This is a genomic window from Sinorhizobium sp. KGO-5 (assembly GCF_036245905.1).
Lineage (GTDB): Bacteria > Pseudomonadota > Alphaproteobacteria > Rhizobiales > Rhizobiaceae > Sinorhizobium > Sinorhizobium meliloti_A.
In genome coordinates, this window is record NZ_BDIZ01000003.1 from 424,939 (window position 1) to 439,255 (window position 14,317).

Here is a 14,317-nt window from a genome sequence, read left to right on the forward strand (position 1 = left end):
TGCTCAGATGACGGCGATGGCTTTTGCCTCCCGGGCGATAAAATCGCAGACTAGTCTTACCCGCGACGGCACCGTGCCTCCAAAGGCGTGCAGGGCACTAAACGGAGCGCTGGGGAACGAAAAACCTGTCGCGAGTGCAACAAGCCTGCCTCCTTCCAGGTCTTTCGCTACGAGACACCGCAAAAGATAGGCCGCTCCGAGCCCACTAAGCGCAGCCTGAATGAGTGCGGTTCCTGAGTCGCAATCGACGCGCCCCGAGGGTATGAAGCTCGTCCCATCCGGCAGACGCATTGGCTGAGTGATACCGCCCAGAACATAGCGGGCGAAGGGCAGAGCTGCCAGCGCTTCGGCGGTCGCAGGATTTCCCCAGGTTTCAAGGAAGGTCGGAGACCCGACAATCGTCATCGGCAGGTCAGCCAGGTGACGAACCATATAATCCCCCGGAGCGGAATTCCCGACGCGCAACGCAACATCGTAGTCCTCCCTGATCAGATCGACAAACCGGTCTGTCAGGCCGACTTCGATATGCAGGTTCGGATAGTCGGCTGCGAAACTTCCGAAGAGACGAGGCAGCAGTAGAGGGGCCATTTCGTTCGGCATGCTGATGCGCAAGCGGCCGGAGGGTACGATGTCTGATCTGATCGCCTCTTCACTTGCCCCCAAATCCCGCAACAGCGGCGCAACGCGCTCGAACAACAACTGACCATCCTGGGTAAGCATCAGGGCGCGCGTGGAGCGCAGGAAGAGCCGGGTACCGATTTTCTTTTCCAGGCGTGCAACCCCTTTCGACACCGCCGACGGTGTTGTTCGCAGGTCGCGGGCCGCAGCGCTGAACGATCCGGCCTCTACCGTCCGCACAAAAGCCATCAGCCCGGAAATTTCGTTGAGAAGGTTCGGCAATTGCGCCTCCGCGGCACATTTCATGTGCCCGCCCATGATCTAATTATCTCGGGCGGCACCGTTTATCTGGTTTCTCGTCGAAAGGAGATAAACAATGCACCACCTCAAAGACAAGGTCGCCGTGATCACCGGCGGTAACAGCGGGATCGGCAAGGCAACTGCTCAGCTGTTCGCGAAAGAAGGGGCGAAGGTCATCATTACCGGACGGCGCCAGGATGTTGTAGATCGGGCCGTACAGGAAATCGGTCCGTCGGCCATCGGCTTCGTGGGCGACGCGGCCGACCGTGCCGATCATCGCAGGCTCGCGGACACCGTGAAGAGCCGCTTCGGCGGACTGGACATCTACATGGCCAATGCTGCGGTCATCAATCTCACTCCCTCCGCGGACGTGACTCCGGAAGACTATGACCGGCATTTCGCAATCAATACGCGCGGCGTGTTTTTCGGCGTGCAGACGATGGCCCCTTTGATTCGCGACGGCGGAAGCATCATCGTCACAAGCTCGCTCGCGGCCACGAAAATTCTTCCGGATCACACCGTCTATGCCGGTTCAAAGGCAGCAACCGCCGCCTTTGCTAAGAACTGGGCGCTCGAATTCAGGTCGCGCAGGATTCGCGTAAACATCCTGAGCCCGGGACCGGTCGAAACCGAAATCCTCGCCAAACTGGGCGTATCGGAGGCCGAGCGGCCGGCTTTCGAAGAAAGCATGGCTTCCTTGATCCCCGCCGGCCGGCTTGGTCGACCGGAGGAGTTGGCGCGCGCCGCTCTTTTCCTAGCCTCCGATGCGGGAAGCTTTGTCAATGGGGTCGAGCTTCATGTCGATGGCGGCATGGCCCTGACTTGAGATGCGGCCCACGAGGGGTTGGCCACTCCATCGGCCAGCCGCATTTCTCGTAGTGGCTGTGCCACTCAGCAGCCCATCGTGGGCTGCTTTGCGGCTTGCAAAGGCATGGGCGTCGTAGTCTTCATCCGTCATGTCCTGCCGGCGACCTTTCCGCCGACGCGTTATCAACTGCCGCGATAGGTGGAATAGCCGTAAGGCGAGAGCAGCAGCGGCACGTGGTAATGGCTGTCGGCATCTGCAATGCCGAAGCGAAGGGGAACGAGCTCGAGAAAGGCGGGATCCGGAAGCGTCACGCCGGTTGACCTTAAATAGTTACCGGCATGGAAGACCAGTTCGTAGGTGCCGGTCGCAAACCCGTCCCCCGTCATGAGCGGCTCGTCGACGCGGCCGTCACTATTGGTATGGACCGTACGGACCAGGTGCCGCGCATCGCCTTCGAGCCGGTAGAGATCGATCTTCAGCCCGTGGGCGGGTCTGCCGAGCGCGGTGTCGAGAACATGGGTCGTCAGGCGGCCTGACTTGCTCATCGCGTTCACCCTTTGGATGGATCGGGAATGACGAAAGCCTCGTCGTAATGGAACTCTTCCAGGTTGTTGCCCGGCCCCTCGCGGTCGACAACGATGAACTCGCTGACGGCGCCCACTGACATCAACGGATGATGCCAGACATTGCGGCCGTAATTGACACCCTGCTTGCCATTCGCGAGGAAGACTCTCGGCCGGCCGGGACGGTCGCCTTCATCCTCGGCGACCACAACCAGCCACGGCCGGTCCCGGAGCGGCGAAAAGCTCTGGCTGCCGAGCGGGTGGCGCTCCATCATCGTCACGGTATAGGGAAATGCCCGGGGCTGCCCGCGAAAGATGTTGATGATGACACCGGCGCCCTCGCCCGCCGCATCGACACGTGCGAGCGCGTGAAACCGCTCGGTATTGCCGCCGTTGATGAAGCGCATCGAGGCCGGTTCGGCCTCGATGATGCTGCCGAACGGCGCGAAAGCCTCCCTGGTCAGCGGCTCGATCGAAAGCATATGCGACATCAGCCTGCCGTTCCGGCTCTCTGTGCGCTGGCGCCCGAAGGCTCGGACGCTGAACGCGTCATCCCCGTCGCGCGGTCGGACAGATCAGGAATGGTGTCAGGCATTGTCGTCTCCCGGAAGCATGGATCGGAGCCGCAGGCGGGCGATCCGCTCCACCTCGGCACAGGCCGTTTCAAATTCCTCTTCCTTGGAATTGTCAATGCGCCTCTCGAAAGCGGCGAGGATGTCTTCCTTGGTCAGCCCCTTCACCGCGATGATGAAAGGAAAGCCGAATTTCCTGGTGTAGGTCGTGTTCAGCCCGGTGAAGCGCGCATGCTCTTCGGCGGAGAGCCGGTCGAGACCGGCAGACGCCTGCTCGGCTTTCGAATCGGCCGTGAGCTCGCCGGCCACCGCAAGCTTGCCTGCGAGATCGGGATGTGCCCGCAATACCCGGAGTCGTTCGGCCGGGGAAGCCGCGCGGAATGCGTTGCAGAGCGCCGAATGGACATTGCCTGCGGTCAAGCCGGAGGAAGCCGCACGATCATAGGCGCGTTCCGCCACCCAGGGCGAGTGCTCGAAGATGCCGCCGAAGCGTTTGATGAAATCATCGCGCCCCGACATCAGCGCGTACCGTTGGGTTTGTGATGTTCGTACCAGTGGCGCGCGATGTCGATGCGGCGCGGCACCCAGACCTTGTCGTGGGACATCACATAGTCGATGAACCGCGCGAGCGCCGCAGCGCGACCGGGACGCCCGACCAGGCGGCAGTGCAGGCCGATATTCATCATTTTGGGGCTGCCTTCCTTGCCCTCCGCATAGAGCACGTCGAACGTGTCCTTGAGATAGGTGAAGAACTGGTCGCCGGAGTTGAAACCCTGATTGGTCGCGAAACGCATGTCGTTGGCGTCGAGCGTATAGGGAATGATGAGATGCGGATTGCCCGGCGTCAGTCCGGGGACCCAATAGGGAAGCTCGTCGGCATAGGAGTCGCAGGAATAGAGGAAGCCGCCCTCCTCCAGTACGAGCTTGAGCGTGTTTGCCGAGGGCTTGCCCTGATAGATGCCGAGCGGACGCTCGCCGGTCAGTTCGGTGTGCAGCCGCACGACCTCGCGGATGTGCTGGCGCTCGATGTCTTCGGGAACGTCCTTGTATTCGAGCCAGCGGAGGCCGTGGCTGGCGATCTCCCAGCCGGCCTCCTTCATGGCGGCGACGGCTTCCGGATTGCGTGCCATGGCAAGCGTCACGCCATAGACCGTCAGCGTCACGCCCCGGCTCGTGAACATCCGCCACAACCGCCAGAAGCCGGCGCGGGCGCCATATTCGTAGATCGACTCCATATTGAGGTTTCGCTGTCCAGCCCATGGCTGAGCGCCGACGATCTCCGACAGCAGACATTCGGACGCCGGATCACCGTCGAGAATGCAGCTTTCGCCGCCCTCCTCATAGTTCAGCACGAACTGCACGGCGATATTGGCGTCGCCCGGCCAACGCACCTCAGGCGGCCTGCGTCCATAGCCGACGAGGTCGCGCGGATAGGAATTCTCGGACATGATTTCACCCTTCGACTTTTCCGGAACGGTAGCATCCCGCACCGGATTGTCGAGATGGGAAAAATGGCGATTCCGAAGTTACGGCCCGCCGGGAAGCGAGGCGGTCAGCGCGACCGGCGGCGTGGCCCGAGTGTCGAGGCCGGGGCGCTGCCCGATCGACAGTCCTGCCTTGGCGCGCGGGCGCGCGGAAATCTTTCCAAGCGGATGCTGCGAATGCACGCGCATCGGCGCTCCGGGCTCGTGCTCGATGAACAGAGCGAGGCTGCCGATCAGGAGCGGTTCGGTCAGCAGCGGTTCGAACAATCCGCGCAAGGGTGCCTCAACCCGCCGCCCCACATCGGCGTTGAGGGGGCCGGTCAGCGGCATGTGGAAACGATACTCGTCCATCACATGGGGATCGCCCCAGCGATGCAGATTGGTGAATTGCGGAGCCGTGAGCCTGTCCGGGTCCGCCCGCTCGATATCGTCTTCACTCAGCGGAGCGCGGAACCGGTCCAGCGCCTGCAGGACGCGAGCGGCGAGCAGATGCATCGACTGGCTGGGCACCTCCGGCATCAACCCCCAGCACTGGCTGAGGCGTGCAACCTCCAGCCGCTCGATTTGAAACGGCGTCTCCCCGCTCGTGAAGAGCATCATCGCCTTGAGCAATTGCGCTTCGTCCATATCCGGCTTCAGGCGGAAGGGCGCCATGATCATCGCATGAAAGCCGAAGCGGCGTGGAACGGCCGTGTAGAAGGCCATCTCCGAAACGGCGAGGCCGGCAATCGACGGCAGTTCCACGGCCTCCCCGGAATAGACGCTGCGGCCGAGCCAGCTGGCAGCCGCCGCAGAAAGCGGGTCTCCCATCGGCGGGGTGAAACAGATCGCATAGCGCATGGCGCAAGCTCCGGAAGTCCGTGAAAGCGGAATGGCCCGCATCCCGTTCGAGATCCAATGGCGGCGTGTTAAGTGATTTGCGTGACAGATTGACGAATTGCACAGGCCATAACGGGGTCGTGAAGCCTGCCTCGCCTATCGCAATGCCGCGATATGGTGCGCACAGTGGAACGTTCCCGGAAGCGCGACGGCTGGACGGCCGGCAATCTCGTCGACCACGGATCGCGCCAGAGCATGCGCCAATCCGAAGCTCACCTTGAAGCCGCCCGTCAGCACGAAGACCCTTTCGTGATCGGGGTGACGGCCGACCATGGGTTCGCGCCCCGTAGATCTGGGGCGCAGGCCCGCCCAGCGCTCGACCACCGGGGCGCCGCGCAATGCGGGCGCAAGAGCGGTTGCGCGGGCAAGCAGTGCATCGAGCTGGCCATCGGTGGAAAAGGGTTCCTCGAACCGGTTCTCGCTCGTGCTGCCGACCGCCACGTGGCCGCTTTCATGCGGGACGACATAGAGACCGTCGGCAAAGATGATGGGCAAGGCCGGATCGATGTCGGTGCGAAGCAGCGCGGCCTGTCCTTTGACCGCACCGCCGCTCGGCGCCCGCCGCGGCTGGGTCAAACGGTCGATGAAGGAGAAGCTTTCGACGCCCGCGGCGAGGATCAGGCGCTCAAAGGTCAAATCGCGCCCGTCGGCTAGCGCAAGCCGGCCGACCGCCGGGTCGAGCGAGACGACTTCCGCCCCTTCCTCGCATCGGACATGCGGAAACTGGTCCAAGGCAGCCCGCAGCATCGCAAGCAGGCTGCGCGGCGCCAACCGGGCTGCCAGCGTGTCATTGACGACACCGAAGGGCGCCGCATCGGCGGCCGGCCAACCGACTGCATCGGCATCGCGGACTTGCCAATGGAACGGGCGTGCCGGAGTATGCCAATTCTGCGCCGCATCCTGCTCGCGACCAAGGGCGATCTCCCGCAGATGCGGGTTACCGAGGGGCATGACACGGCCACAGCGACGATAGCCTGCCGAGAGGCCCGTGGCTGTTTCAAGCTCGGCAATCTCGCCTTCGAGCGACACCAGGGCATCGAACTGGAACTGCTTCTTCTCGTTCCACCGGTCGGGCATATGCGGCATGAGCGCGCCGAGGAGACCGCCGCTCGCGCCGGAACCTATCAGCCTGCGCTCGAGGAGCCGCGTCGCGAACCCGGCGCGGGCGGCCATCACGGCGGCCCAGAGCCCCATGACGCCGCCGCCCACGATCAAAACTTCGCACATCGATTGACCTTCCCGGGCCGGAGAATTATCGGGTTCACCATGACAGGAACCGATCCCGGCCAGAGCCCTTCACCCTCGCGGCAAAACCTCGAATGGCACGAGGGCGATATGCCCTATTCGAAGGAATTTGGCGATCACTTTTATTGCCGCACCGACGGGCGGCTCGAATGCGGCCACGTCTTTCTTGCCGGCAACCGGCTGCCGGAACGCTGGCAGGCGGGCGGCCCGTTCACGATCGGCGAACTCGGCTTCGGCACGGGGCTCAATTTCTGCGAAACCTGGCGCCGCTGGAAACAATCGCCGGCCGCGGCCAGGAGCCTCCATTTCGTTTCCTTCGAGCGCTTTCCCATGCAAGCCGTGGATATCGGCCGGGCGCTGGCGCATTGGCCGGAAATCGACGAAGAGCGGCAGGCGCTCGTTGCCAATTGGCCCACGAACCCGGCCGGCCAGGTCGACATCGCATTCAGCGAAGAGGTTCGGCTCACGGTGGTGATCGGCACGGCGTTCGACGGCGTGTCAGCCTCCCCTCCGGACTTCGACGCCTGGTATCTCGACGGTTTCGCACCCTCTCGCAATCCGGACATGTGGTCGGAAGAGCTCATGCGGCTGGTGTTCGACAGGACCGTCTCAGGCGGCAGCTTCGCGACCTATGCCGCAGCCGGCTTTGTCCGCCGCAACCTGGCGGCGGCGGGTTTCACCGTCGAACGTCGTCCCGGCTTTGCCGGCAAGCGGGAGATGCTGCGCGGCGACAAAGCCTGATTGCCCGAATCCGGACGTGCTTATCCGGGGAAGACTACGGACTTGACCGTCGCGATCAACTGATCGGTCGGAACCGCGACGCAATTGCGGTCGATCTCGGCAAGGGTCTTTTCCTTGACCTGGTGCGAGAGCAGCTTCCTCAGGTCGCCGAGCGTCCTGGGTGCCGCGCAAATCACGAGATTTTCGAAGGCCTGGTCGTGGGCATAGTGTTCGAGCTTCCCGGCGATCTCCACGGCGAAGCGATGTTGCTCCTCACGTACGGGGTCGCTGCTATATTCCATCGCCGAACGGCCGTGACCGACGGACGAATGGCTGCGTCCGGGTTTGTCGGCCATGATGTCCTGGCGACGCTTGGTCTCGATTTGAAATGTCTCCTCCTCCGGCTGCTGCCTGCCATCCTTCAGCAGGTTGACGTCCTTCACGATGCGTGCCGTGTTTCCATCGGCTGTCAAAATCCAGATCCGGTTCCGCACTATTGTCTCCCCGTGTAGATGGCAGATAGGTTGGCGAGGTACACGGACAGAACGGCTGAGGCCGCGTCAGGTTCCTTGCCGCCGAACATCTGCGCATTCCGTGTCGCGCGGCCCGCTCGCATCACCAGCCCGTCAGCAGCCGACAATCGGCGAGGTCAAGCGGCTAGATTGTACGCTCAGGCCCTTCTTCTGCAAGGGGAACATAGGTGACGCGCTGCTTCTTTGCCGGCTATGGCGCGGATGCAGGCGTGTGGTCATGCCCTTTCGCCCGGGGGCGCCGTTTCGCGCCTGCCGGCGCGACGAGACGGCATGCTTTCGCAGCTGCGAAAAGATGCAGCTTGACTTTCCCGCGCAAAACAACGATCTAAGGCCTGCGTCACCTTCCGGCCGCCGCGTGAGCGCGCCCTCGGCATCACTTCGAAGCCGTGAAGAAGGAAAAGCGCGAAACATCGCCGCCCTCCGCGGCAGCACAGGCGCCTGACGATTTTCTATTAACCCACAAGTTCCCAATTCACGCGGGGTTCTTGACGCCAGATGACACCGGAACCGCATCCTGCTGTTCCGGCGAGAGCGTTTGGCGCCCCGAAAGGTATATGCATTGACCACTTTCAAAGAGCTTGGCCTCTCCGAGCACATTGTGGCGACACTCTCCGCCAATGGTTTCGAAAAGCCGACGCCCATTCAGGCTCAAGCCATTCCGCTGGTCCTGAAAGACCATGACCTGATCGGCCTTGCGCAGACGGGCACCGGCAAGACCGCTGCATTCGGCCTGCCGATGATCGAAAAGCTCGTCGCCGATGGCAGACGTCCCGATCCGCGCAACATCCGCGCGCTCGTGCTTGCCCCCACGCGCGAACTGGTGAATCAGATCGCGACCAACCTGAAGCTTTTCGTGAAGAAGAGCCCGCTCAAGATCGGCCTCGTCGTCGGTGGCGTTTCGATCAACAAGCAGACCGAACAGCTCGCCCGTGGCGTCGACATTCTCGTCGCGACCCCTGGCCGCCTGCTCGACCTCGTTTCGCGCAAGGCGGTGACGCTGACCCAGGCTCGCTATCTCGTTCTCGACGAGGCCGACCAGATGCTTGACCTCGGCTTCATCCATGACCTGCGCAAGATTTCCAAGCTGGTGCCGAAGAACCGTCAGACGCTGCTCTTCTCCGCAACCATGCCCAAGCTGATTGCCGAGCTTGCCGGCGAATACCTGACCGACCCGGTCAAGGTCGAAGTCTCGCCTCCGGGCAAAGCCGCCGACAAGGTCGAACAATATGTGCATTTCGTCCCCGGCAAGGACCTGAAGACGACGATCCTGAAGCAGACTCTGACTGCCAATCCCGATGGGCTGTCGCTGATTTTCAGCCGTACCAAGCATGGCGCCGAGAAGCTGATGAAGCATCTCGACCATGTCGGCTTCAAGGCCGCCTCGATCCATGGCAACAAGAGCCAGGGTCAGCGGGAGCGTGCGCTGAAGGCATTCCGCGACGGTGAGATCCGCGTGCTCGTGGCGACGGACGTGGCCGCCCGCGGGATCGACATTCCGGGCGTCACCCACGTCTACAACTACGACCTGCCGGAAGTGCCCGACGCCTATGTGCACCGTATCGGCCGTACCGCCCGCAACGGCCGCGACGGCATCGCGATCGCCTTCTGCGCGCCGGACGAAATCCGCCTGCTCCGCGACATCGAAAAGCTGATGGGCATTCAGATCGCTGTCGCCAGCGGCGAAGCGCCGGCCGACCAGGCCCGCCCCTCCAAGGGCCGTGGCGGCCGCGGCAACGGTCAGCCTCGCGGTAACGGCCAGCCTCGCGGCAATGGCGCAGGACAGCGCCAGGGCGGACCTCGCCGCGATCGGCCGCAGCGCCAGGCGGCAGCGGGCGGATTCGCCGGCGACGACCTGCTGCGCGACGAGCGCTCGCACGAGCGCCGCGACCAGCGCGCTGCCGGGCATGGACCGGCGGACGGAAGGCCGGAAGGCCACCGCAATCACAAGGCGCAGAAGCACCATGGGCGGCCCGGACCACAGCAGGCCGGCCGCCGCGGAAGCGAGCAGTCCGGCGAACGCAATGGCGGCGGCAATCGACCGCAGCGTGCCGACGGTCGCGGCCATCAGCGCTAGAGCACTTCGAGGATAAGTGCGTAGCGACAGAGACTTAGAGTGTTTGATGTTTCAATGCATTGAACGCTCTTAGGCGCCAAGCGTCGTGGAAACGGCGGGTAGATCCCCGCCGTTTCGACACCCTGCATCACCTGCGCCGGTCAGCCCTTGGGCCTGACAGACTGATAGATCGCGCTGGTGCCGTCCCTGTTCACCGCGAACACGTCATAGGATGCGCGAGGGTCGTCTCCCATGCCCAGCGATCCGACGGGCATGCCCGGGACCGCGATGCCGGCAATGTCCGGACGCTCGGCGAGAAGCCTTTCGACGGCATCGAGCGGCACGTGGCCCTCCACGTAATAACCGCCGACCACGGCGGTATGGCAACCCTGCATCTCATCCGGGATCGCATGGCGCTGCTTGATCGCAGACAGGTCGTCGACGTTCTCGATCTTTACCTGGAAGCCGGCTCCCTTCATCGCCGCGGCCCACTCATGGCAGCAGCCGCAATTGGGGTCCTTGTAGACGACCATTTCGCGCCCGGCTGCCAAGGCCGGCCCGATCATCCAAACCGACGCGGTCGCGGCCGCGGAAATCAGAAACGCTCTTCTTCTCATCGCTGCTCTCCATTGTACGCTGGTTGTGCGGCATTGGCCGGCTTTCGTCGACACACCCGGTGAGGGCAGCCGCCAGCCCTTCACGAGGCCATACACAGCCGGAATGACCACCAAGGTGAGGATCGTCGAGGATAGCATTCCGCCGATCATCGGGACAGCGACCCGCTGGACCCGGTCGGACCCGTTCGACCGCCCACACCATGAGTTGCGACCGACGATACCGGGCAGTGCGATCGACAGGGCTTCGAGTGCACCCCGTCATCCAGTTCGTCAAACCGCCTGCGCTTCCTTTGCGCTGTCGCTCGCGGCTGTTCCGTTGGCCGGCTTGCGGTTGGTGAGATAGACCCCTGTGACGGCAATTACCGTGCCGATGATCATCGGCCAGGTCAGCGCTTCTCCGAAGAACAGAGCCGCCTCGCCGGCGGCAAGCGGCGGCACCAGATAAATCAGCGATGCCGCTCGCGATACCTGCCCGCGCCGAATGAGATAGAGCAGGAGTGCGATCGCTCCCATCGAGAGGCCCAGCACCGACCAGGCGAGCGCCGCCACAAGTTCGATATTCCAGGTGACCCGCAGGTCCTCGAGCATGAGCGCCAGAGGAATGGTCACGAGGAGCGCTCCCACGTATTGCAACGCTGCAATCGACCGGATGTCGCCAGTCTGCAGATACCGTTTCTGATAAAGCGTCCCGTAGGTGACGGCGGCCATGCCGAGAACGTTGACGGCCAGCGGCAGCAGGTGGATCGGCGTTGCGGCCGAGTCAATCGCCAGCATTTTCGGCGCAACCGCAAGCGCGATGCCGCAAAAGCCGAGGATAAGGCCCAGCCTCTGCTGGCCCGCCAGCTTCTCGCCGATCAGCCAAGGCGCGACCGCAGCCGTCATCAGGGGCTGCAGGCCGGCAATGATGCCGGAGATCGCCGCGGGCACACCCTGCCCGATCGCCCACCATACGGCACCGAGATAGAGGCCGTGGAGGAAGATGCCGGACACGACGGCATGGCCGATCGCCGTCGCCGAGCGCGGCCAGCGCGCGCCGCTCAGGAGACAGAAGCCGATGAAGAGCAGAATGGCGAAGCTGTAGCGCAGCGCCAGGAAGGTCAGCGGTTCGGCGAAGATGGCCGCATATTTTGCAACGACCCAGCCTGTCGACCAGAGCAGCACGAAGATGGCCGGGGCCAGGCGGGCGAGCATGAAATCTTTCCTGAGCAAATGGATACGGGACGATCCGGCAGGATCGCCGCTGCCGCGATAGAGCGGCGACAGCGCCCGGTCAAAGGAATTTTTCTGATCGATAGTATCAGCGAATCGGAACGGCCGCTCCACAACCTGCTGAACGCGTTTTCGCGAATCCTATGGGCCTAAAATCCGGGCATCAGCCTGTTTTTTCTGCGCAGCCCGAAGTCCAGGCTGTGCGTGCCGCTGCCCCGGTTCTCGCCAGGAAACGCGGAAAACGGCCGCGCCGCCGCCCGCCAAAATTCTTCGATCGCAAATGTGCACGCTTCTTGCATTACACTCTGCGTTGTATTCAAATGGTCGAAAATAAGGGGATCACGCCTTTGGTATTTGACGAAATGATCAATGCGGACAGCAGTCCGCGCCAGCCATATTCGACCTATCATCAATGGTATGCCAGTCAGGACAGAAACCGGCTCATCGCGAAATCGAAGGAAGCCGAAAAGATTTTTCGTAAGACGGGCATCACCTTCGCAGTCTACGGACACGCGGACTCCTCCGAGAAACTGATCCCCTTCGATCTCATACCCCGCATCATCTCCGGGCGCGAATGGCGCCGGCTCGCCCAAGGCATCGAACAGCGCGTCATCGCGCTCAACGCCTTTCTCGACGACATCTATCACAAGCAGGAGATCATCCGCGCCGGGCGCATCCCGCGCGAACTGATCGAGAAGAACGACACCTTCCTTCCGCAGATGATCGGCTTCCGGCCGCCGGGCGGCGTCTACACCCACATCGTCGGTACCGACATCGTACGCACCGGCGAAGACCAGTACTATGTTCTGGAGGACAATGCCCGCACGCCCTCCGGCGTCAGCTACATGCTGGAAAACCGCGAAACCATGATGCAGATGTTTCCGGAGCTGTTTCACCAGAACCGCGTGCGGCCGGTGGAGAACTATCCCAATCTGCTTCGCCAGAGCCTTTCCTCGCTCGCCCCGGCCGGCTGCGAGGGCAAGCCGCGCGTTGCCGTCCTCACGCCCGGCATCTACAACTCGGCCTTCTACGAGCACGCGTTCCTGGCGGATATGATGGGCGTCGAACTGGTGGAGGGCTCGGACCTGCGCGTCATCGACGGCAGGGTAAAGATGCGCACGACGCGCGGCTACGAGGCGATCGACGTACTTTACCGGCGCGTCGACGACGATTTCCTCGACCCCCTCACCTTCCGCCCGGATTCCGCCCTCGGGATACCGGGGATCATGGATGTCTATCGCGCCGGCAACATCACCATCGCCAATGCCCCCGGCACCGGCATTTCCGACGACAAGGCGATCTATTCCTACATGCCGGAAATCGTCGAGTTCTATACCGGCCGCAAACCCCTGCTCGAGAACGTGCCCACCTGGCGCTGCTCGGAACCGGAGAGCCTCAAATACGTGCTCGAGCATCTCGCCGAACTCGTCGTCAAGGAGGTTCACGGCTCCGGCGGCTACGGCATGCTCGTCGGCCCGACCGCGACAAAAAAGGAATGTGCAGCCTTTGCCGAGAAGCTCAAATCCCGCCCCGGCAACTACATCGCCCAGCCGACATTGTCGCTCTCGACGGTGCCCATCATGGTCAAAAAGGGCATTGCGCCGCGCCACGTCGATCTGCGTCCCTATGTGCTCGTCTCCGACAAGGTTCAGATCATTCCGGGCGGCCTGACCCGCGTGGCCCTGAAAGAAGGCTCCCTGGTGGTGAATTCCAGCCAGGGCGGCGGGACCAAGGATACCTGGGTGCTGGAGGACTGAGGCCATGCTGGGAAGAACTGCGAACGGCCTCTACTGGATGTTCCGCTATATCGAGCGCGCGGAGAACAGCGCCCGCCTCATCGATGCCGGATTGCGCATGTCGCTCACGCGCAGCGAAGCGGCCGAGGACGACTGGGACGGGGTGCTGCAAAGCGCGGACGTGCGAGAGCTCTATGACCAGGTCCACGAAGGATTGACCAGCGGCGACGCGATCGACTTCCTCCTGCGTGACCGTGCCAACCCGTCAAGCGTGATGTCGTGCATCGAGGCCGGGCGCAACAACGCCCGCATGGTCCGAACGGCGCTCACGCGCGAGACATGGGAAGCGATCAACGAATGCTGGATCGAAATGAAGGGAATCCTCGCCAGGAGGGCGAAGACCACCGACATGCCGGAGATCATCGACACGATCAAGCGGCGGGCCGGGCTTATCCGGGGCGCCTTCCACGGCACGATGCTCAGGAACGAGATCTTCAACTTCTCTCGCATCGGCACCTTCATCGAGAGGGCCGACAACACCGCACGCATCCTCGACGTCAAATATTACGTGCTACTGCCGGCCGTCTCCGCGGTCGGATCGTCCATGGACAACGTCCAGTGGGAATCGATCCTGCGCTCGGTCTCCGCACACCGCTCCTATGGCTGGGTCTATGATGCCGAACTCAGGCCCGCAAATATTGCCGACTTCCTGATCGCAAACGGCCGCATGCCGCGCTCGCTGGCCTATTGCTACGACAAGCTCGTCTCCAATCTCGGTTATCTCGCGCGCGAATACGGCGAGCGGCACGCGGCCCACGAGACCGCCGAGCAGACGCTCGGCTTGCTGCGCAGCCAGTCGATCGCGGAAATCATGGATCAGGGGCTACACCAATATCTCAAGGAGTTCATCAGCCAGAACAATCGCCTCGGCCGGGAAATCTCAGATGGTTACCGGTTCTATCAATGAGCTCCAGGGGGCG

15 protein-coding genes are annotated in these 14,317 nt (G+C 62.9%); 5 read left to right on the plus strand and 10 right to left on the minus strand.

Annotated features, from left to right (window positions below; translation table 11 throughout):
• Positions 1–3: 3 nt before the first annotated feature.
• Positions 4–936, minus strand: coding sequence for a LysR family transcriptional regulator (locus BHD07_RS15985; protein WP_338281567.1), 933 nt, complete (start codon positions 934–936; stop codon positions 4–6).
• A gap of 58 nt (positions 937–994) precedes the next feature.
• Here BHD07_RS15985 and BHD07_RS15990 point away from each other — a divergent pair, with 58 nt between their 5' ends.
• Positions 995–1,744 carry an SDR family NAD(P)-dependent oxidoreductase gene (locus BHD07_RS15990; protein ID WP_324763563.1) on the plus strand — a complete coding sequence of 250 codons (750 nt, stop codon included), beginning with the start codon at positions 995–997 and terminating at the stop codon, positions 1,742–1,744.
• Between the two features lie 164 nt (positions 1,745–1,908).
• Here BHD07_RS15990 and uraH read toward each other — a convergent pair whose 3' ends face one another.
• The 6 genes from uraH to BHD07_RS16020 all read right to left on the minus strand — a co-directional run bounded on the left by uraH (position 1,909) and on the right by BHD07_RS16020 (position 6,451).
• Positions 1,909–2,271: a hydroxyisourate hydrolase gene (gene uraH / locus BHD07_RS15995; protein WP_338281570.1), complete on the minus strand. Its 363-nt coding sequence runs from the start codon at positions 2,269–2,271 to the stop codon at positions 1,909–1,911.
• Positions 2,272–2,276: 5 nt separating this feature from the next.
• Positions 2,277–2,780 (minus strand): ureidoglycolate lyase, encoded by a 504-nt coding sequence (locus BHD07_RS16000; protein WP_338281572.1) that lies wholly within the window; start codon positions 2,778–2,780, stop codon positions 2,277–2,279.
• Positions 2,781–2,876: 96 nt separating this feature from the next.
• The gene (gene uraD / locus BHD07_RS16005; protein WP_100670086.1) at positions 2,877–3,380 is read right to left on the minus strand and encodes a 2-oxo-4-hydroxy-4-carboxy-5-ureidoimidazoline decarboxylase; all 504 of its coding nucleotides are present in this window, start codon (positions 3,378–3,380) and stop codon (positions 2,877–2,879) included.
• Positions 3,380–4,309: an allantoinase PuuE gene (gene puuE / locus BHD07_RS16010; protein ID WP_100670085.1), complete on the minus strand. Its 930-nt coding sequence runs from the start codon at positions 4,307–4,309 to the stop codon at positions 3,380–3,382. The genes uraD and puuE overlap by 1 nt, the downstream gene beginning before the upstream one ends.
• A 78-nt stretch (positions 4,310–4,387) precedes the next feature.
• Positions 4,388–5,185 (minus strand): DUF1045 domain-containing protein, encoded by a 798-nt coding sequence (locus BHD07_RS16015; protein ID WP_338281576.1) that lies wholly within the window; start codon positions 5,183–5,185, stop codon positions 4,388–4,390.
• A gap of 135 nt (positions 5,186–5,320) precedes the next feature.
• Positions 5,321–6,451, minus strand: coding sequence for an NAD(P)/FAD-dependent oxidoreductase (locus BHD07_RS16020; RefSeq protein WP_338281578.1), 1,131 nt, complete (start codon positions 6,449–6,451; stop codon positions 5,321–5,323).
• A gap of 39 nt (positions 6,452–6,490) precedes the next feature.
• Here BHD07_RS16020 and mnmD point away from each other — a divergent pair, with 39 nt between their 5' ends.
• A complete protein-coding gene (mnmD, locus tag BHD07_RS16025) occupies positions 6,491–7,210 on the plus strand; it encodes a tRNA (5-methylaminomethyl-2-thiouridine)(34)-methyltransferase MnmD (RefSeq protein ID WP_324763559.1) in 720 nt (239 codons plus the stop codon).
• Positions 7,211–7,230: 20 nt separating this feature from the next.
• Here mnmD and BHD07_RS16030 read toward each other — a convergent pair whose 3' ends face one another.
• Positions 7,231–7,683: a host attachment protein gene (locus tag BHD07_RS16030; protein WP_018098317.1), complete on the minus strand. Its 453-nt coding sequence runs from the start codon at positions 7,681–7,683 to the stop codon at positions 7,231–7,233.
• A gap of 598 nt (positions 7,684–8,281) precedes the next feature.
• Between BHD07_RS16030 and BHD07_RS16035 the strand changes: the two genes are divergently transcribed.
• Complete coding sequence (locus BHD07_RS16035) at positions 8,282–9,796, plus strand: DEAD/DEAH box helicase (RefSeq protein ID WP_100670081.1); 1,515 nt, start codon at positions 8,282–8,284, stop codon at positions 9,794–9,796.
• A 140-nt stretch (positions 9,797–9,936) separates the two neighbouring features.
• Here BHD07_RS16035 and BHD07_RS16040 read toward each other — a convergent pair whose 3' ends face one another.
• On the minus strand, positions 9,937–10,392 hold the full coding sequence (locus BHD07_RS16040) for a DUF411 domain-containing protein (RefSeq protein ID WP_100670080.1): 456 nt from the start codon (positions 10,390–10,392) through the stop codon (positions 9,937–9,939).
• Positions 10,393–10,662: 270 nt separating this feature from the next.
• Positions 10,663–11,583: a DMT family transporter gene (locus BHD07_RS16045; protein ID WP_338281582.1), complete on the minus strand. Its 921-nt coding sequence runs from the start codon at positions 11,581–11,583 to the stop codon at positions 10,663–10,665.
• Positions 11,584–11,963: 380 nt separating this feature from the next.
• Here BHD07_RS16045 and BHD07_RS16050 point away from each other — a divergent pair, with 380 nt between their 5' ends.
• Both BHD07_RS16050 and BHD07_RS16055 read left to right on the plus strand, forming a co-directional pair.
• Complete coding sequence (locus BHD07_RS16050; RefSeq protein ID WP_018098310.1) at positions 11,964–13,358, plus strand: circularly permuted type 2 ATP-grasp protein; 1,395 nt, start codon at positions 11,964–11,966, stop codon at positions 13,356–13,358.
• Between the two features lie 4 nt (positions 13,359–13,362).
• On the plus strand, positions 13,363–14,304 hold the full coding sequence (locus BHD07_RS16055; RefSeq protein ID WP_338281584.1) for an alpha-E domain-containing protein: 942 nt from the start codon (positions 13,363–13,365) through the stop codon (positions 14,302–14,304).
• Positions 14,305–14,317: the final 13 nt, after the last annotated feature.